This is a genomic window from Streptomyces sp. NPDC001194, assembly GCF_042896985.1.
Lineage (GTDB): Bacteria > Actinomycetota > Actinomycetes > Streptomycetales > Streptomycetaceae > Streptomyces.
Map to the genome: position 1 here is coordinate 151,094 of NZ_JBIAXU010000016.1, position 16,161 is coordinate 167,254.

Here is a 16,161-nt window from a genome sequence, read left to right on the forward strand (position 1 = left end):
CATGACACAGGACCTCTCCCTCCACGGGATCCACGTACCGCTCGTCACGCCCTTCACGCGCTCCGGGGACATCGCCGCCGAGGCCCTGGAGGCACTCGCCCACCAGGTGCTCGACGAGGGCGCCACCGGGATCGTCGCCCTCGGCACCACCGGCGAGGCCGCCGCGCTCGACGAGGCGGAGCGCGACCTCGTCACCGACGTCTGCTCCCGGGTCTGCCGGGAGCGGGGCGCGATGCTGACCGTGGGCGCCGGGGCGGGCGCCACCCGCGCCGCGGGGGCGGGGCTCGGCCGGCTGGCGAGGTGGCCCGGGGTGGGCGCGGCGCTGGTGACCGTGCCCTCGTTCGTACGGCCCGGGGCGGCGGGGGTACTGGCGCACTTCGCGCGGCTGGCCGAGGCGAGCCCCGTACCGCTGGTCGTCTACCACATCCCGTACCGGACCGGGCAGCCGCTGGACGCGGCCGCGCTGCGGGCCCTCGGGGAGCTGCCCGGGGTGGCGGGGATGAAGTACGCGGGCGGCGGCGTCGGCGAGGAGGCGGTGGCGCTGCTGGGCGGGCCGCCGGAGGGGTGCGCGGTCCTGGCGGGCGACGACCTGTACGTGTCCCCCCTGCTGGCGCTGGGCGCGGCGGGCGGGATCCTCGCCTCGGCCCACCTGGCGACGGCGCGGTACGCGGAGCTGGCGGCGGCCTGGCGGGCCGGTGACGTGCCGCGGGCGCGGGCCCTGGGACACGCGCTGGCCCGGCTCTCGGCGGCGCTCTTCGCCGAGCCGAATCCGGTGGTGGTCAAGGGGGTGCTGCACGCCCAGGGCCGGATCCCGACACCGGAGGTACGGCTTCCGCTGCTACCGGCGGGCGGCGCGGCGGTGTCGGCGGCGATGGAACGGCTGGCGGAGGTCCGCGGCCCCCTCTGACCGACCGCGCACATCCCGCGAGCATGCCGCGGACATGCCGGGAAGTGCCCCCTGTGGGCGGTTCGCAAACAACGGGCGAGATGCCCGAATCGGGCCAGGGTATGGGCGACTTGTCCGTTTCCCCGAAAGGCTTCCGGGACCCGTGATGTGAGTCACTCGAATAGGACCAACATCATTAAACCGGAACAGGTGATTCCCTTTTCCCGGAAAGGAATTTCGGCATTCCCGGAAGGGACCCCCAAGGTCGTTTACGACCCTGAAACCGGCAAGTCGATCACCAGGGGGAATTCGAGCCTTGTTCCCGCCCGGCGGACTCGCTTACCTTCACGTCATTCCCAGCGGGCAGCCGCCGAAACCGGCGGCCGCCAGGGATCCCCCGCACCCCCACGTGAGGAATTCCGCCATGCCCGGACTCGGTAAGCACCGTCGGCCGAAGCAGCGCCCGATCGCCCGCAAGCTGGCTGTCGCCGGCACCGGCGGCGCCGCCCTCGCCCTGCCGCTGATCAGCGCGACCACGGCCGGTGCGGCCGTCACGCAGCCGGCCGCGGCGCCCGCCGTGAAGGCCGTCACGCCGACCGCCGTCAAGCCGGCGGTGGGAAAGGCGGCGGTTCCCCTCACCTATTCCGTGACCGCCGGCGACACCCTTTCGAAGATCGCCGTCGAGCACGCGGTGAACGGCGGCTGGCAGGCCCTGTACGAGGCCAACCGGAGCGCCATCGGGTCCAACCCCTCGATCATCCGCCCCGGCCTCAAACTGAGCATCGGCGCGGCGGCCAAGGCGGCCGCCGCGAAGGCGACCGGGGTGAAGGCGGCCGCGGCGGCCAAGCCCGCCACCACGTACGCGAACAACCTCGACGGCTGGATCCGGCAGTCGCTGGACATCATGGCCCGGCACGGAATCCCCGGCAGCTACAACGGAATTCACCGCAACGTGATGCGCGAGTCCTCGGGCAACCCGATGGCCATCAACAACTGGGACTCCAACGCCGCCGCGGGCATTCCCTCCAAGGGGCTGCTCCAGGTCATCGACCCGACCTTCCGCGCCTATCACGTGCCCGGCACGTCCATGGACTCGTACGACCCGGTCGCCAACATCACGGCCGCCTGCAACTACGCGGCGGACCGCTACGGCTCGATCGACAACGTCAACGGCGCCTACTAGGCGCCCCGGACGGCCGTCCCCGAGTCCGCGACCCGACCCGACCGTCTAGAGCCAGCCCTGGCGGCGGGCCGCGCGGACGGCCTCCATGCGGTTGCGGGTGCCCGTCTTGCCGATGGCGGACGACAGGTAGTTCCGTACCGTCGACTCCGACAGATGGACCCTGGCCGCGATGTCGGCCACGGTCGCCCCGTCGACCGCCGCGCCCAGCACGTCGACCTCACGCGCGGTCAGCGGATTCGGACCGGCACTGAGCGCGGCAGCGGCGAGCGCGGGGTCGATCACCGTCTCCCCCGCGAGCACCCGGCGTACCGCGGCGGCCAGTTCCTCCACCGGCCCGTCCTTGACCAGGAATCCGGCGGCCCCCGCCTCCATCGCCCGGCGCAGGTATCCGGGGCGGCCGAAGGTGGTCAGGATCAGCACCCTGCAGCCGGGGCAGCGCGTGCGCAGCTCGGCGGCCGCGTCGAGACCGCTGCGGCCCGGGAGTTCGATGTCGAGCAGGGCCACGTCCGGCCGCGCCTCGATCGCGGCGGGCACGATCTCGTCCCCGGCGCCGACCTGCGCCACGACCTCGATGTCCTCCTCCAGCCCGAGCAGCAGGGCCAGCGCGCCGCGCATCATGCCCTGGTCCTCCGCGAGCAGGACCTTGATCATCGACTCTCCTCGTTCCCGGAGTTCCCGGAGTTCCCGGCATTCCCGGCGTTCCCTGCGTTCCCGGAGTTCCCCGGGTTCTCCACCGGGAGCTCGGCCGTGACCCGGAACCCGCGCCCCGCCCCGGGGACCGGGCCTCCGACGAGGGTGCCGCCCGCCGCGGCGAGCCGTTCCGTCAGGCCGGTCAGTCCGCTGCCCGGCGGGGTCGAGCCTACGCCGTTCCCGTTGTCGGTGATCACCAGGCGGACCCGTTCCGCCGTGCTCCGCACCTCGATCTCGCAGGTGGTCGCACCGCTGTGCCGGATGGCATTGGTGGCGGCCTCGCGCACCACCCAGCCCAGCAGCGCCGCCGCCTGCGGGGGCAGCGGGTGCCCCGACTGCCGTACGACGGGCTCGATCCCGGCGGCGGTCAGCGCGCCGCGGGCCCGGTCGAGCTCGGCGGCGAGGCTGGTCTCGCGGTAGCCGGTGACGGCCTCGCGGATCTCGGTGAGCGCCTGGCGCCCGACCGACTCGATGTCGGCGATCTGGCCGAGGGCGGCCTCCATGTCCCGTGGAGCGATCCTGCGGGCCGCCTCCGATTTCACGACGATCACCGACAGCGTGTGGCCGAGCAGGTCGTGCAGATCGCGGGAGAAGCGCAGCCGCTCCTGGTCCACGGCGGCCCGGGCCAGCTCCTCCCGCGTCTCGCGCAGTTCCTTGACGGTCTCGGACAGGGCGAGGATGGCCGCGGTGACCATGCCGGACACGAGCGTCCCGTAGGCGATGCCGAGGGTGTCCCAGCCCTCGTCGAGGCCGGCGATCGCCCCGGCGAGGGCGGTGACGACGAACATCACGGGGCCGAGCAGGCGTCCCCGGATCACCGCACCCGTGGCCAGGCCCCACAGCGGGAAGAACAGCAGCCAGTTGCCCCCGTACGCCAGGGCGAGGGCGCAGGTGACCGCGCCGAGGGCGGCCAGGCACCAGCGGGTGCCCGCGGCCTCGCGGGCCCGCCGGTCGAAGGCGCGGAACACCAGGGTGACGTACAGGGAGTTGAAGAGCAGCAGGCCCAGGGCGCCGATCCAGGGGTTGGGGGTCTCCCCCTTGATGACGTTCGAGATGGCACCCATCCCCAGCAGCAGCCAGGGCAGCAGCGCGAAGGGGTTCGAAGGGGCCATCGGGCCGCAGCCCTGGCCGGGATCCTCGCCACTCGCCCTGCGGCGCTTCCGCTCCGCCCGCCATTCGGCTTTGCGCACGGCCCAGTCGGCCTTCCGGGCCCTGCGGCCCTCGCGCCATTCCCGCATCTTCATTCCGGTTCCCCGCTCCATGCGCTACGCCGTCCTCGCGGACCGACGGTACGAGAGCACCGCGTACGAACCGAACAGCAGGGCCCATGCCGCGAGTACGGCGACCGCGGCCGCACCGGGGGCCGCGCCCGCGGCGAGGGACTGCCCGATCTCGGCGAAGCGGCGCGTGGGGGTGAAGCCCGACAGGGAGCGCAGCCAGTGCGGGAACAGCTCGGTCGGGAACCAGAGTCCGCCGACGATGGAGAGCGCGAGGCTGCACCCGACGTTGACCACGCCGGTGGTCTGGGCGGTGAGCCGGTACCCGTTGCCGATGCCGAGCAGGGTGAAGGGGAGCGCGCCGAGCCACAGGACGAGGGCGACGGCGGACCACTGCCAGGCCTCCAGGCGTACCCCGTTGACGAAAGCGCCGGCCGCGAGCACGGCGGCCACGGCGGGCAGCACCGTCACCGAGCCGGTCAGGGCACGGCCGATCACCACCTGGCGGGGGGTCATCGGGGTGACCCGCAGCTGGCGCAGCCAGCCGATGCCCTTGTCCTCGGCGACACCGGTCCCGGTCCCCAGGGCCGCTCCCAGGGCCCCGTACGCGGCCATGGCCACCATGGAGGCCGTCTTCCAGTCGCCGGTGTCGGCGTCGGACCCGAGGTTGGTGAAGAGCAGGTACATGAGCACCGGCATGCCGATGCCGAAGACGACGAAGGAGGTGTCGCGCAGGGTCCGGCGGACTTCCAGACGGACGTAGGCGGTGATCATCGGGCGCTCCCCGCGGAAAGGGTGTGGGCGTGGCTGTCGGTGAGGGCGAGGAAGGCGTCGTCGAGCGAGGGCGCGGTGACCTCGATCCCGCGGACGGCGCCGAGGCCGGCGAGCGCGACGACCGTCGCGTCCGGATCCTCCGTACGCAGCCGCGCGCGGTCCGCCCGTACCTCCACGCAGACCACACCGGGCAGTTCGCCGAGCCCTTCGGTGGGGCGCCCGGCCAGGTCGACGCAGACCAGCGACCCGCCGGCGGCACGACGCAGCTGCTCCCCGGTGCCGTCGGCGACGATCCGGCCCGCGTCGACGACCAGGATGCGGTCGGCGTGGGCGTCGGCTTCCTCCAGGTAGTGCGTGGAGAACAGGACGGTGTTGCCCCGCCGGGCGTAGCCGCGCATGGACTCCCAGAAGGCCCGCCGGGCCTCCACGTCGAGGGCGGCGGTCGGCTCGTCCAGCACGATGAGCTCCGGGTTCCCGGCGAGGGCCACGGCGAAGCGGACGCGCTGGGCCTGGCCGCCCGAGAGCCGGTCGATGCGGCGGCCGGCGAGCTCGGTGAGTCCGGCGAGCTCCAGCGCCTCGGCGACGGGCAGGGGGGCGGGGTGGGTGCGGGCCACGAAGCCGACGAGCTCGCGCACGGTGATCCGCGGTACGGCGCGCCCCTCCTGGAGCATGGCGCCCACCCGGCCGGCCCGGACCGCCCGGTCGGGGGTCTCTCCGAAGAGCCGTACGGTGCCCGCGTCGGGCTCCTCGAGGCCGAGCAGCAGGCTGATCGTGGTGGACTTGCCGGCGCCGTTGCGGCCGAGCAGGGCGACCGTCTCGCCGGGCCGGACGTCGAGGTCGATGCCGGCCACGGCGCGGACGGCGCCGAAGGACTTGGCCACGTGCCGGAACCGGATCGCGGGCTCCTCGTGCGCCGGTCGGGCGGTCCGGCTCGTCCGGAGGGTCCGTGTCGTCTGCGTCATGCCCACCACGCTACGAATCGGGGCGGGTCCGCCGGCAGATCCGCATGTACGGACCCCACCGGTACAAATGTCACGACCGGCGGACCGGTGGACGCCTGCGGGCCCCCTCAGCGCCCGGCGCGGGCGCGCAGCAGGGTGCGGACGGGGGCGGCCAGGCCGTAGCCGACGTCCTTGCGCAGCGCCCGGACGCCGGCCCGTTCCACGGCGGTCAGCTGGTGTCCCATCAGCTCCGTCATCGCGGCGATCACGGGGCGCAGGCCCGGCTCGACGAGGTCGAGGATGCCTTCGGTGGCGTCGAGGGCGCTGCGGGCGCGCCGGGTTTCGTCGGCGAGGAGTGCGCGTACGGCCGCGGTGTCGCGGGCCTGTTCGAGGTCGGCCCGGGTGACGCAGTGCTCGGCGAGGCGGGCGCGCGGCAGGCACAGCCGGCCGTCCGCGAGGTCCCCGGCGAGGTCCGCGAGGAAGTCGACCCGCTGGGCGGCGTCCACGAACCGCCGCCACCCGGCGGCCTGCTCCTCGTCGGGCCCGCCCTGGTACTGGAGTCCGGTGAAGACCAGCACCCCGGGCCAGGCGTAGGCGTCGAGGTACTCCTGGAAGTCCTCCTCGGTGTCGAAGCCGTCGAAGCCGGCCTCGGCGGTGGCGGCGCCCTCCAGGAACCGGGAGACCCAGTGCCCGGGCAGCCCGCGGGTGGCGACGGCGTGGGCGTACGCGCGCAGCAGCGGGTCGGGGCTGTCGCCGGTCTCCAGGGCCGCTTCCACCTGCCCGGTGAGCGCGGCCAGACCGGCGGAACGTTCCTGCGGCGTGCCGGTCTCCGCCACGTCGTCGACGAGGTTCATGAAACCCACCCCCGCCGTCAGCCAGGGCACGAGCGGCGGCGCGGCGAGCAGCCGCAGCGTCACGTACGGGGCCGGCTCGCGGCGCAGGACCCGGCGGGCGACGTACGTGAAGTCCTCCCGCAGCCGGGGGCCGGTGACACCGGCGGCGGTGAGGGTGGTGCGCCAGCTGGGCATGGTGGTGGTACTCCCCGAGTCGGACCGTGAAGAGCCGTACGTGCGCCGTGCGTGCGGTGCATGCGGCGCGCGTACGGCACCCGTACGGATACACGATGTCAGGAGCGGTAGACCTTCTTCACCTTGCCCTGGGTGTCGGCGTAGACGTACCCGCCCTGGCCGTACTCGTCGGTGAGGTAGGGCCGCATGGAGGGGGTTCCGTCGAGGAGCCAGGGTTCGACGATGACGTAGCGGGAGGTCGGGTTGGTCACGCCCAGTTCCTGCTTGGCGGTGTCGAGGAGGCCGGGCAGGGCGTCCCAGTTGACGGTCGCCATGTCGATCAGCGGCTCGTCGGCCTTGATGGTGCTGCCGGGGCCGGTGCGCTTCGCCTCGCCGTCGCGGTACTGGTAGCGGTCGTAGGTCTTGGCTCCGGGGGCGGTGGGGATGGACGCGAGGACGTACTCCTCGTAGATGTTCATCTCCACGAACTGGGTGGTGCCCGTCTTCTGCTTGAGGGCCTCGATCGCCGTGCGCACGTTGGCGGGGGTGAGCAGGCTGCCCTTGGGGGCGGCGGCCTGGCTGCCGGCCGACTTGGGGAGGCTCTGCTGGGGGCGGGGGGTCGAGGGGCCGGCGCCCGCGGTGGTGCTGCCGCCCTTCGCCCCGTCGCTGCCGCCCTTGGCGCCGGTGTCCGAGCCGGGGAACCACTTGACGAACCCGATCACGCCGCCGGCCAGGACCAGCGCGAGGACGGCGGCGAGCAGCGCCGGGCGCCGGCGCGCGGCGGACGGGGCCGGGACGGGCGTGGTGACCGAGTACGGGGAGCCGCCGCCGGGGGTGAACGGCGCCGACGGCGCGTAGGGGTGCGGGACCTGCGGCTGCGCGGGCCGGGTCTGGCCGGCTCCTGCTCCTGCTCCTGCTCCTGCTCCCGCTCCGAGGCCGATGCCCGGCTGCGGGGTCGGCGGCCCGTACTGGCCCAGGACCGTGGGGGACGCGGCCGGCGGAGCGACCGGCGAGGCTCCGCTCGCGAGAGCGCTGCTCGCGTCCCGGAGCAGTTGTTCCAGCTGCGCCGCGTCGGGCCGTACGGACAGGTCGCGTACGAGCAGCCGTTCCAGTACGGGCCCCAGCGGACCGGAGCGCACCGGAGCCGGGATCGGCTCGTCGAGCACGGCGACGACGGTGGCCAGCGTGGTGGCCCGGCGCAGCGGATGGGCCCCTTCCGAGGCCACGTAGAGCAGCATGCCGAGCGACCAGAGGTCGGAGGCCGCCAGGCCCTCCTCACCGCGCGCCCGCTCCGGGGCGATGTACTCCGGCGAGCCGATGAGCACGCCGGTGGACGTGAGCGCCGTCGAGTCGTGCAGGGCCGCGATGCCGAAGTCGGTCAGCACGGCGGAGCCGTCGGGGCGCAGCAGCACGTTGGCCGGCTTCACGTCGCGGTGGAGCACCCCTTCGGCGTGGGCGGCCCGCAGCGCGGACAGCACGTCGAGGCCGAGGCGCAGCACCTCGGCGACGGGCATCGGCCCCGACTCCAGCCTGTCGTGCAGGGAGCCGCCCTTGACCAGCTCCATCACGATCCACGGATGTCCGTCCGTGCCGGCGGCGGGCTCCACGATGTGGTGGATCGTCACGACGTGCGGGTGCGCCAACCGGGCGAGCGCGCGGGCCTCGCGGATGGCGCGTTCGCGCAGCTGGACGGTGAGTCCGGGCTGGGCGGCGGCGGTCGCCGGGTCCGGCGGGCGCACCTCTTTCAGGGCGACGTCGCGGTGCAGTGCGATGTCGCGGGCGCGCCACACCGTGCCCATGCCGCCGGCGCCCAGCGGTGCGATCAGTTCGAAGCGGCCGTCGACCAGCTGTCTGTCGGCCTCACTCATGTCCATGGCCGGACATCGTAGGCGCAGGCGGTGTCAGCAGCGTCGGCGGTCCACCGTCACGGTGCCCTGGGCGGTGGACAGGGTGCGGTCGTAGCAGCCGTGCCCGGGCTGCGACCCGTACAGCTGGTAGTGCTCGGAGCTGGTGCCGACCGCGTGCCGCTGCTCGCGCGGGACGTTCGCCGTGTAGCTCGCGTCGCCCGTGTACCGGTCGTCGAGGCGGGTCCGGTCCACGGTGCGGCCGCCGCGCAGGGTGCTCGTCTCGGCGCGGTCGCCGAGTGCGATGACGGTGCGCAGCCGGTCCCCGGCGCCCAGGGTGGTCTCGCCGTCCATCGTGTACGTGCGCGCGGTGCGGACGGTGGTGGGGCCGCGGGTGACGCTCTCCTCGTCGGTCCAGGTCGCGGTCAGGGCGTCCTGGTTCTCGCCCTCCGTCCAGCGGTGCGCGGAGGTGCCCCGCACGGCGCGGGTGACGGTGGTGGTGACCCGGCCGTGGGAGGTGTCGAGCCGGCCGGCGACGGTGAGCCGGTGGGCGCCCTCGGTGTCGAGGCGGTGCTGCGCGGCGGGCGTTCCGGGTGCGGCGGGCGTCCAGCGCGTGGAGTTGGCCGGTTCGCCCTCCTCGTGGCGGGTGAGGGAGCCGGTGACCACGGCCCGGCCCTCGTCCTGCCAGAGGAGCAGGTTCGTCGGGGTGCTCCAGCCGCTCTGCCCGGCCGGGACCCCGGCGACGGACACCTCGATCCGGTGCGGGCGGCCGTCGTTGAGGAGGGCGGCGTACGGGGTGAGGTCGTACAGGATCGGCTGGACGTCGAAGGCGCGGGGCGCCGGGGTGACGTACCAGAGGAAGGGGTTCGACCAGCCGCCGGTCCACACGGTCGGGAAGGGGGCGGCGATGCCGGCGAGCTGTCCGTCGACGGAGATGCGGACCTCGCGGTACGGGCCGTCGGCGGCCTTGCAGGAGTACGGGGCGGCGTCGGGGGTGGTCATGTACCAGTACTCCTCGCAGCCGCCGCCCGAGCCGGTGGCGTACACCTCGGCGAGGAGCCGCTCGGTGTTGCGCGGGGTGGTGACCGAGGGGGTGGTGAGCGGCAGGACGCGGTCGGGGGTGTCGGGGGCGGGGGCGTGCCCGCCCCGGTCGGCGGCGTAGAAGGTGAGGGTGACCTTGACGTCGATGACGCCGGTGTAGGTGCCGTCGACGAAGTTGCCGATCAGCATCTCGACGGGCTGCGGCCGGCCCAGGGTGTCGCGGTAGCGGGTGACGTCCTTCTCGACGGACCAGGTGATGCCGTCGGGCGAGGGCTCGGGGGTGGAGGTGCGCAGGATCTCGACGCCGCCGAGGGAGAGGTGGCCGAGGCGGTCGTACTGGCGGCCCTTGACCTTGCCGTCGAGGCGCAGGACCACCTTGGCCCAGGTCCCGCCGCACGCGGCCGGGGGCGCGTAGCTCCCGACGTACGGGGTGTAGTCGCGGAACTGGGCCTCGGCGACGGTCACCTCGCAGGAGCGGGTCGCGGGCCTGGCGACGGGCGGGGCCGCGGTGAGGGGGTCGTGCCAGTCGGTCCCGAACTCGGCGGGCGGCTCGGCGGCTGCGCCGTGGGCCCCGCTCCCTGTCCCGCCCCCGGTCGGGTCGGCCGCGGCCGCGGGTCCCGCGGCGCCGGCCAGGGTGCCCGCGGCGAGCGCGAGCGCGCCGAGCAGGCCCATGATCCTGTGTCGTGTCATGGCCCCGCAGTGAATCCGGCCCCACGGGCCCGGCACCAGGGGCACCGGCCCGCCCATGGCCGAATCTCGCCCCCCGTGACCGGGTCAGGCGGTGGGGACGATGACCGTGCCGTCGTCGTCCGCGTGGACCGTGTCCCCCGGGCGGAACGTCACTTCACCGATGGTGACCGGCACGTCCACCGTGCCCTCGCCCGTCTTGCCGCTCTTGCGCGGGACGGTGCCGAGCGCCTTGACGCCGAGGTCGAGTCCGCCGAGGGCCACGCTGTCGCGGACCGCGCCGTTGATGATCAGGCCGGCCCAGCCGTTGCGCTGCGCCGCTCCGGCGATGAGGTCCCCGGTGAGGGCCGTGCGCAGGGAGCCGCCGCCGTCCACGACGAGGACCGCACCCCCGCCCGGCGTGTTGACCAGCTCGCGCAGCAGGGCGTTGTCCTCGTGGCAGCTGACCGTCCGCACCGGGCCGGCGAAGAGGCGCCGCCCGCCGAACTGGCGGAACTGCGTGGTGCAGAGGGCCAGGGCCTCGCCGTGCTCGTCGTACAGGTCGCTCGTGGGGACGGGGGTGACGGGACTGACAGGGGTGACGCTCATGGGTCTCGGGGCTCCTCGCAGCTCGTACTTCGCGCCGTGCGCCCGAGCCTAACCGGTGGCCCCGAAGGCCCCTGGACCCGCCTCAGTCCCGGGAGTTGCCGAAGAGGATGCGGTAGCCGATGAGCAGGACCAGCGAGCCGGCGATCGCGGAGCCCCAGGTGGCGGGGTCGTAGAAGTCGTGGCCGATCGGCTTGTCCAGGAACTTCGCGGAGAGCCAGCCACCGATGAAGGCTCCGGCGATGCCGATGAGGGTGGTGCCGATCAGCCCGCCCGGGTCGCGGCCGGGCAGCAGGACCTTGGCTATGAGGCCGGCCAGCAGCCCCAGGACGATCCAGCTGACGATCCCCATGGTCGTTCACTCCGCTTCGCTCGTGCGTCGGTGTTCGCGTTCTCACCAGGGAGGACGCGAACACCGGTGAAACGGTTCTCGGCCGTCTCAGCCCGGTACGCGGCCGCCGACCGACGCGGCGACCGCAGGGGCGGGCGCGGCTGCGGCTCCGGGTGCGGGCACGGTCGCGAGTGCGGGCGCGGGTGCGGCTGCGGGCACGGATGCCGGCACGGGCGCCGGGACGGGCGCGGTCGCCGGTACGGATGCGGTCGCCGGTACGGATGCGGCGGCCGGTGCCGGCGCAGCTTCCGCCCCGGGCGCCGTCCGCGTCAGCAGCAGCACCCCGCGCGCCGCCGCGAGCGCGCCGGCCACGGCGAGCAGGAGCCCCACCGCGCCGCCCTGGAGGCGTTCGCCGAGCAGGATCATGCCGATGGCGGCCGCGGCCAGCGGGTTGGCCAGGTTCACCACGGCGAGCGGCGCCCCGAGCCCGCCCCGGTAGGCCCGCTGCGACAGGAGCATCCCGCCGACCGCGAACACCACCACGAGCAGGCCGACGGCGACGACCCGCACGCTGAGCAGGGCCCCGCCGCGGCCGCCCGCGACGGCCACCGTCTGGGTCAGCGCGGAGGCCACGGCGGAGGCCAGCCCCGAGGCCGTCGCGTGCCGCAGCCCCGAGCGCACGTCCCTGCGTACGGTGAGCAGCGTGATCGCGGCGACGGTCGCCCCGGACACAGCGAGCGCTTCGGCCAGGGTGAGCGTGTCGTCGGGGGCGGGCCCGGAGGCCGGGAGCAGCAGCAGCCCGAGACCGGCGACCGTGGCCAGGGTGCCCCGCCATTCGGTGGCCGCGACCCGGCGGCCGGCGCCGTGCGCCCCCAGCGGGACGGCGGCGACGAGGGTGAGCGCGCCGAGCGGCTGGACCAGGGTGAGCGGGCCGTAGCGCAGGGCGGCCGCGTGCAGCAGCGCGGCACCGGCGTTCAGTCCGGCCGACCACCACCAGGCCCCGTTGCCGAGCAGGGCTCCGGCGCTGCGGGCCACGGCGGCTCGGGCGAGCCGCTCCTGGGCCACGGCCGCGGCCGCGTACGCGACGGCGGAGGCGAGGCAGAGCAGGACGGCGAGGAGGGTGGCGTTCACCGGCCGGCCCCCACGACCCCGGCCGGGGCCTCCCGGACCGCCGGGGCCTCCCGGACCGCCGGGGCCTCCCGGACTGCCGGGGCCTCCCGGACCGCCGGGGCCGGAGCCCGCTCACCGCGCTGCGGGCGCGGCAGGTGCCGTACGACGGGCAGCGACCCCGCGCGGACCGGCGGACGCGGCACCACCAGCAGGGCCCCGCCGAGGAGCACGGTGGCCACGATCGCGTCGAGCCAGTAGTGGTTGGCGGTGCCGACCACCACGAGCAGGGTCACCAGCGGGTGCAGCAGCCACAGCACGCGCCAGCGGGACCGGGTGGCGGCGATCATGCCGAGCGCCAGCATCAGCGCCCATCCGAAGTGCAGCGAGGGCATGGCGGCGAACTGGTTGGCCATGGTGTCTGTGGCGGGCGCGGCCCGGTAGACCGAGGGCCCGTAGACCTGTGCGGTGTCCACGAGGTGCGCGGCGCCGAGCATCCGCGGCGGTGCGAGCGGGAAGGCGAGGTGCAGCGCGAGGGCGGCGCCGGTCAGGACGGCGAGCACGCGCCGGGCCCACAGGTAGTGGCCGGGCCTGCGTACGTACAGCCAGATCAGGAAGAGGACGGTCGCCGGGAAGTGCACGGCCGCGTAGTAGGTGTTCGCCGTGTGGACGAGGGCGTCCCCGTGCAGGAGCAGCCGCTGGATCGCGCCCTCGCCCGGCAGGTGCAGGGTGCGCTCGGCGTCCCAGATCCGGCCGGCGTTGCGGAAGGCCTCTTCGGTGCGGTCCGTGGAGAGCATCCGGCCGGTCTTGTAGACGGCGAACAGGCCCGCGACGAGCAGCAGCTCGCGTATGAGTCGGCGCCTCGGACTCGCTGCCGGGCCGTCGGCCGGCCCTGCGGGTGTGGTGTGGGAGCTCATTTCCCCCGCTTCCTTTTCTCTGTGCTCGCGCGCCGCCTGTACGCGGACATCGACACGCCAGTGTATCGATACATTCGCGTATCGATACGCAGGTGTACCGATACGCTCGCGTTCCCGTACACTTTCCTCAGGAACCATCACCTGCGGAGCCCCCGAGGAGAGCCGCTCACCATGACGTCGACGCCGCCTGCCGCGCGCCGCTCCAAGATCACCCCGGAACGGGTGCAGGAGTTCTACGACGCCGTTCTGGAGCAGCTGCGCGAGCACGGGTACGAGGCGCTGACCATGGAGGGCGTCGCCGCCCGGGCCTGCTGCGGGAAGTCGACGCTCTACCGGCAGTGGAAGACCAAACCCCAGCTCGTCGCGGCGGCCCTGCGCGCGCACCGGCAGGGCACGCTGGCCGGGGTGGACACCGGGACGCTCGCCGGCGACTTGCGCGAGGCGGCCCGGATCGCGGCCGGCAACTCGGGGCGCGACACCCGGCTCACCCAGGCGCTCGGGCACGCGGTGCTGAGCGACGAGGAGCTGCAGGCGGCGCTGCGCGAGGCGCTGGTCGAGCCGGAGCTGACCGCGTTCGACGCGATGGTCGCGCGGGCCGTGGCCCGCGGCGAGATCGCGGAGGGCCATCCGGCCACGGAGTTCCTGCCGGCGCAGCTGATGGGCGTCCTGCGCATCAGGCCGGTACTGGAGGGGCGGTACGCCGACGCCGACTACCTGGTCCGGTTCGTCGACGCGGCCCTGCTCCCCGCCCTGGGCCTGGCACCCGTACCCGTACCCGTCCCGGACCCGGACCGGTCCGGGACCCCCTGAACCGGTGGGCCGCCGTCACCGATGACCGGACGGCGACCCGCCCGCGCTGCCTCGTGGGGACGGCGGCAGCGCGCCACCCGGACGGGGCGGTGGTCACTCACTCGAGGGAGTGACCACCGCCCGGTCTGTGCGGCCCCGCCCCGGGCCCGCACCTGAAGGCCCTCATCTGCTGGAGGCCCGCATCCGGAGGCCCCGCCCGAAGGCCCCCGCTTCACGGTCCTGCGGCGCAGCTCCGCGTCAGGAGCGCGGGGCGCCCATCGTCCGGGCGAACTCCTCCGGATCCGCGTCGAAGCCCCGTACGGCGGCGTCCAGCGACCAGGCTCCCGAACCGTCCCGCGTGAACTCCGCGATCGTGGCCGCCGTGGCGGCCGGGATCCCCGCGAAGTCGGTCACCGCGAGGTCGGCGTAGCCCTCCCGGATCCGCACCCCCGTGCCGCCTATGGCCGCGAAGGTCTTCGTACGGGCGCCCCGCTGTCCCGCGTCCTGGATGACCACGCCGACCACCACCCGCCCCAACGCGGGCGCCATCCGGTCCAGTTCGAGGGTCATCACCTCGTCGAAGCCGAAGCCCTGGCCGGTGTGGCTGTCACGGTTCAAGGTGATGGTGCCGTCGGGCGAACGGCTGCCGAAGTGCACCAGGTGGACGGGCTCCCCGTGGGGATCCGCGGCGCCGAACACCGCCGCGATGATGTCCAGGTCGTGGGCGGGCGTGCCCGCGGGGCTCGGATCCCACCGCAGTGCGATCTCCACCTTGGCCAGGCCCTTGCGTACTCCGCTCGTCGAAGTGCTCACCGAACTCCCCCTCCGCTTGCCGGGTGTTGCCCGGCCATGCTGTCATGCGGCGGCCCGGTCGTCCCGGACGGGCGTACGTTCCCGGCCACTTGAGCCGGATGCCGTCCGTCCCTCAGGACCCGGGCAGGACGCGTACGGTCTCCACCCAGCCCGGCGGCTGCGGTGCCTCGGGTCCGATCAGCGCGGCGATCAGCCGGCAGGACGGGGTCTCGTCCGGCCACGGCGTGTACCCGTCGGTCAGGACGACCACGATGTTCGGCCGCTCCGCCGCCGCCAGCGCGGCGCGGACGCCGACGCGCATGTCGGTGCCGCCGCCCCCGGCCAGGGTCACCTGCTCGGTGCTCGTCACCCGGGACACGGCGTGCACGTCCGCGTCGCAGGCCAGGACGGCGACCCGGTTGCCGCGCACCCCCACCTCCCGCAGCACGCCGGTGACCTCGCCGAGCGCGGCGGCGATCTCGTCGTCCCCCATCGACCCCGAGGTGTCGACGACGATCGCGACCCGCGGCAGCGGCCGGCGCAGGCTGGGCAGCACCACGCGGCCGCCGAGCGCGGGAGTGCGGCGCGAGGGGCGGCGGTAGGTGTAGTCCACGGCCCCGCCCGCCCAGGCCGCGGCCTCCCGCACCGCCCCGGACAGCGCGCGGCGCCAGTCGACGGTGGGCTCCAGCAGCTCCTGCGCCCAGCGCTGCCAACCGGCCGGGAGCCTGCCCCGGACCTTCTGGTGGGCGCGCATGGCCTGGGCGGTCTGCCGGCGCAGTGCCTCCGCCTCGACCGGGCCGATCCGCGCGGGGCCCGCGGCGTCGCCCAGCTCCCAGGGCACCGCCGTGCCGTGGGCACCCGAGCCGCAGTCCGGTCCGTGCGGCGGGGTGGCGGGGATCGCGGACAGGTACGTCTCGAACATCCCGCCGGCGGCGAGGCCGAACAGCCGGGGCTCCATCCGCCCCTCGGGCAGCGCGAGCCCGTCGGCGATCAGGTCGTCGTTGATCTCGCAGTCCTGGGCGATGTTGACCCGGCGGTGGTCGCGCTGGTCGCCGGCCGGCAGCCGGTCGGCGCGGGCGTGGTGGTCGCGCAGCAGGTGGGCCACCTCGTGGATCCACACCCCGGCCAGCTCCGCGACCGGCGTCGCGTCGACGAAGGCGGGCGAGACGTAGCAGCGCCAGTACCGGTCCACGCCCATCGTCGGGACCCCGGCCGAGGGGACCACCGTGAGCGCGTACAGGGCGGAGGCGAGGTACGGCCGGGCCTCGGCCGCCTTGTACCGGGCGGCCAGCAGCTTCGCCCGGTCCAGACGGGCCCGCGCGGGGGCTCCGTCCCCGGGCGCGCCGCGCGCCGGGCCGTCGGTGGACACG

General features: G+C 74.6%; 16 protein-coding genes. 3 read left to right on the top strand and 13 right to left on the bottom strand.

Annotated elements, in window-relative coordinates; translation table 11 throughout:
* Nucleotide 1 precedes the first annotated feature (1 nt).
* Nucleotides 2-907: a dihydrodipicolinate synthase family protein gene (locus tag ACFY1T_RS27085; RefSeq protein WP_390790481.1), complete on the top strand. Its 906-nt coding sequence runs from the start codon at nt 2-4 to the stop codon at nt 905-907.
* A gap of 403 nt (nt 908-1,310) precedes the next feature.
* Complete coding sequence (locus ACFY1T_RS27090; protein ID WP_390790482.1) at nt 1,311-2,069, top strand: transglycosylase SLT domain-containing protein; 759 nt, start codon at nt 1,311-1,313, stop codon at nt 2,067-2,069.
* Nucleotides 2,070-2,114: 45 nt separating this feature from the next.
* Here the strand turns inward: ACFY1T_RS27090 and ACFY1T_RS27095 are convergent, their stop codons facing one another.
* From ACFY1T_RS27095 to ACFY1T_RS27145, 11 genes are all read right to left on the bottom strand, one after another.
* On the bottom strand, nt 2,115-2,720 hold the full coding sequence (locus tag ACFY1T_RS27095) for a response regulator (protein WP_390790483.1): 606 nt from the start codon (nt 2,718-2,720) through the stop codon (nt 2,115-2,117).
* On the bottom strand, nt 2,717-3,997 hold the full coding sequence (locus ACFY1T_RS27100) for a sensor histidine kinase (RefSeq protein WP_390790511.1): 1,281 nt from the start codon (nt 3,995-3,997) through the stop codon (nt 2,717-2,719). Before ACFY1T_RS27100 ends, ACFY1T_RS27095 begins: the two co-directional genes overlap by 4 nt.
* A gap of 27 nt (nt 3,998-4,024) precedes the next feature.
* Nucleotides 4,025-4,750, bottom strand: coding sequence for an ABC transporter permease (locus ACFY1T_RS27105; protein WP_390790484.1), 726 nt, complete (start codon nt 4,748-4,750; stop codon nt 4,025-4,027).
* The gene (locus ACFY1T_RS27110; RefSeq protein ID WP_390790485.1) at nt 4,747-5,712 is read right to left on the bottom strand and encodes an ATP-binding cassette domain-containing protein; all 966 of its coding nucleotides are present in this window, start codon (nt 5,710-5,712) and stop codon (nt 4,747-4,749) included. The genes ACFY1T_RS27105 and ACFY1T_RS27110 overlap by 4 nt, the downstream gene beginning before the upstream one ends.
* Before the next feature lie 107 nt (nt 5,713-5,819).
* Nucleotides 5,820-6,719 (bottom strand): phytoene/squalene synthase family protein, encoded by a 900-nt coding sequence (locus ACFY1T_RS27115; RefSeq protein WP_390790486.1) that lies wholly within the window; start codon nt 6,717-6,719, stop codon nt 5,820-5,822.
* Between the two features lie 98 nt (nt 6,720-6,817).
* Nucleotides 6,818-8,572 (bottom strand): serine/threonine-protein kinase, encoded by a 1,755-nt coding sequence (locus tag ACFY1T_RS27120; RefSeq protein ID WP_390790487.1) that lies wholly within the window; start codon nt 8,570-8,572, stop codon nt 6,818-6,820.
* 27 nt (nt 8,573-8,599) lie between these two features.
* Entirely contained in the window at nt 8,600-10,273 is a 1,674-nt protein-coding gene (locus ACFY1T_RS27125) for a peptide-N4-asparagine amidase (RefSeq protein WP_390790488.1), read from the bottom strand.
* Between the two features lie 84 nt (nt 10,274-10,357).
* Nucleotides 10,358-10,858, bottom strand: a complete 501-nt coding sequence (gene rraA / locus ACFY1T_RS27130) for a ribonuclease E activity regulator RraA (RefSeq protein ID WP_390790489.1) — start codon at nt 10,856-10,858, stop codon at nt 10,358-10,360.
* Nucleotides 10,859-10,940: 82 nt separating this feature from the next.
* Nucleotides 10,941-11,207: a GlsB/YeaQ/YmgE family stress response membrane protein gene (locus ACFY1T_RS27135; protein WP_030872233.1), complete on the bottom strand. Its 267-nt coding sequence runs from the start codon at nt 11,205-11,207 to the stop codon at nt 10,941-10,943.
* Nucleotides 11,208-11,294: 87 nt separating this feature from the next.
* Complete coding sequence (locus tag ACFY1T_RS27140) at nt 11,295-12,317, bottom strand: hypothetical protein (protein ID WP_390790490.1); 1,023 nt, start codon at nt 12,315-12,317, stop codon at nt 11,295-11,297.
* Nucleotides 12,314-13,210: a phosphatase PAP2 family protein gene (locus ACFY1T_RS27145; protein ID WP_390790491.1), complete on the bottom strand. Its 897-nt coding sequence runs from the start codon at nt 13,208-13,210 to the stop codon at nt 12,314-12,316. The genes ACFY1T_RS27140 and ACFY1T_RS27145 overlap by 4 nt, the downstream gene beginning before the upstream one ends.
* Nucleotides 13,211-13,381: 171 nt before the next feature.
* On the opposite strand from ACFY1T_RS27145, the gene ACFY1T_RS27150 reads away from it, so the two are divergent.
* Complete coding sequence (locus tag ACFY1T_RS27150) at nt 13,382-14,020, top strand: TetR/AcrR family transcriptional regulator (RefSeq protein ID WP_390790492.1); 639 nt, start codon at nt 13,382-13,384, stop codon at nt 14,018-14,020.
* A gap of 237 nt (nt 14,021-14,257) precedes the next feature.
* Here the strand turns inward: ACFY1T_RS27150 and ACFY1T_RS27155 are convergent, their stop codons facing one another.
* Together ACFY1T_RS27155 and ACFY1T_RS27160 are read right to left on the bottom strand one after the other, a co-directional pair.
* Nucleotides 14,258-14,812: a TerD family protein gene (locus ACFY1T_RS27155; RefSeq protein ID WP_390790493.1), complete on the bottom strand. Its 555-nt coding sequence runs from the start codon at nt 14,810-14,812 to the stop codon at nt 14,258-14,260.
* Between the two features lie 112 nt (nt 14,813-14,924).
* Complete coding sequence (locus ACFY1T_RS27160; protein ID WP_390790494.1) at nt 14,925-16,160, bottom strand: VWA-like domain-containing protein; 1,236 nt, start codon at nt 16,158-16,160, stop codon at nt 14,925-14,927.
* Nucleotide 16,161: the final 1 nt, after the last annotated feature.

Excerpts from the sequence above, each read along its gene's own strand:
- ACFY1T_RS27110 (WP_390790485.1), bottom strand. The coding sequence starts at position 5,712 with ATGACGCAGACGACACGGACCCTCCGGACGAGCCGGACCGCCCGACCG.
- ACFY1T_RS27115 (WP_390790486.1), bottom strand. The coding sequence starts at position 6,719 with ATGCCCAGCTGGCGCACCACCCTCACCGCCGCCGGTGTCACCGGCCCC.
- ACFY1T_RS27085 (WP_390790481.1), top strand. The coding sequence starts at position 2 with ATGACACAGGACCTCTCCCTCCACGGGATCCACGTACCGCTCGTCACG.
- ACFY1T_RS27120 (WP_390790487.1), bottom strand. The coding sequence starts at position 8,572 with ATGGACATGAGTGAGGCCGACAGACAGCTGGTCGACGGCCGCTTCGAA.
- ACFY1T_RS27145 (WP_390790491.1), bottom strand. The coding sequence starts at position 13,210 with ATGAGCTCCCACACCACACCCGCAGGGCCGGCCGACGGCCCGGCAGCG.
- ACFY1T_RS27100 (WP_390790511.1), bottom strand. The coding sequence starts at position 3,997 with ATGCGGGAATGGCGCGAGGGCCGCAGGGCCCGGAAGGCCGACTGGGCC.
- ACFY1T_RS27105 (WP_390790484.1), bottom strand. The coding sequence starts at position 4,750 with ATGATCACCGCCTACGTCCGTCTGGAAGTCCGCCGGACCCTGCGCGAC.
- ACFY1T_RS27125 (WP_390790488.1), bottom strand. The coding sequence starts at position 10,273 with ATGACACGACACAGGATCATGGGCCTGCTCGGCGCGCTCGCGCTCGCC.
- rraA (WP_390790489.1), bottom strand. The coding sequence starts at position 10,858 with ATGAGCGTCACCCCTGTCAGTCCCGTCACCCCCGTCCCCACGAGCGAC.
- ACFY1T_RS27090 (WP_390790482.1), top strand. The coding sequence starts at position 1,311 with ATGCCCGGACTCGGTAAGCACCGTCGGCCGAAGCAGCGCCCGATCGCC.
- ACFY1T_RS27095 (WP_390790483.1), bottom strand. The coding sequence starts at position 2,720 with ATGATCAAGGTCCTGCTCGCGGAGGACCAGGGCATGATGCGCGGCGCG.
- ACFY1T_RS27135 (WP_030872233.1), bottom strand. The coding sequence starts at position 11,207 with ATGGGGATCGTCAGCTGGATCGTCCTGGGGCTGCTGGCCGGCCTCATA.
- ACFY1T_RS27150 (WP_390790492.1), top strand. The coding sequence starts at position 13,382 with ATGACGTCGACGCCGCCTGCCGCGCGCCGCTCCAAGATCACCCCGGAA.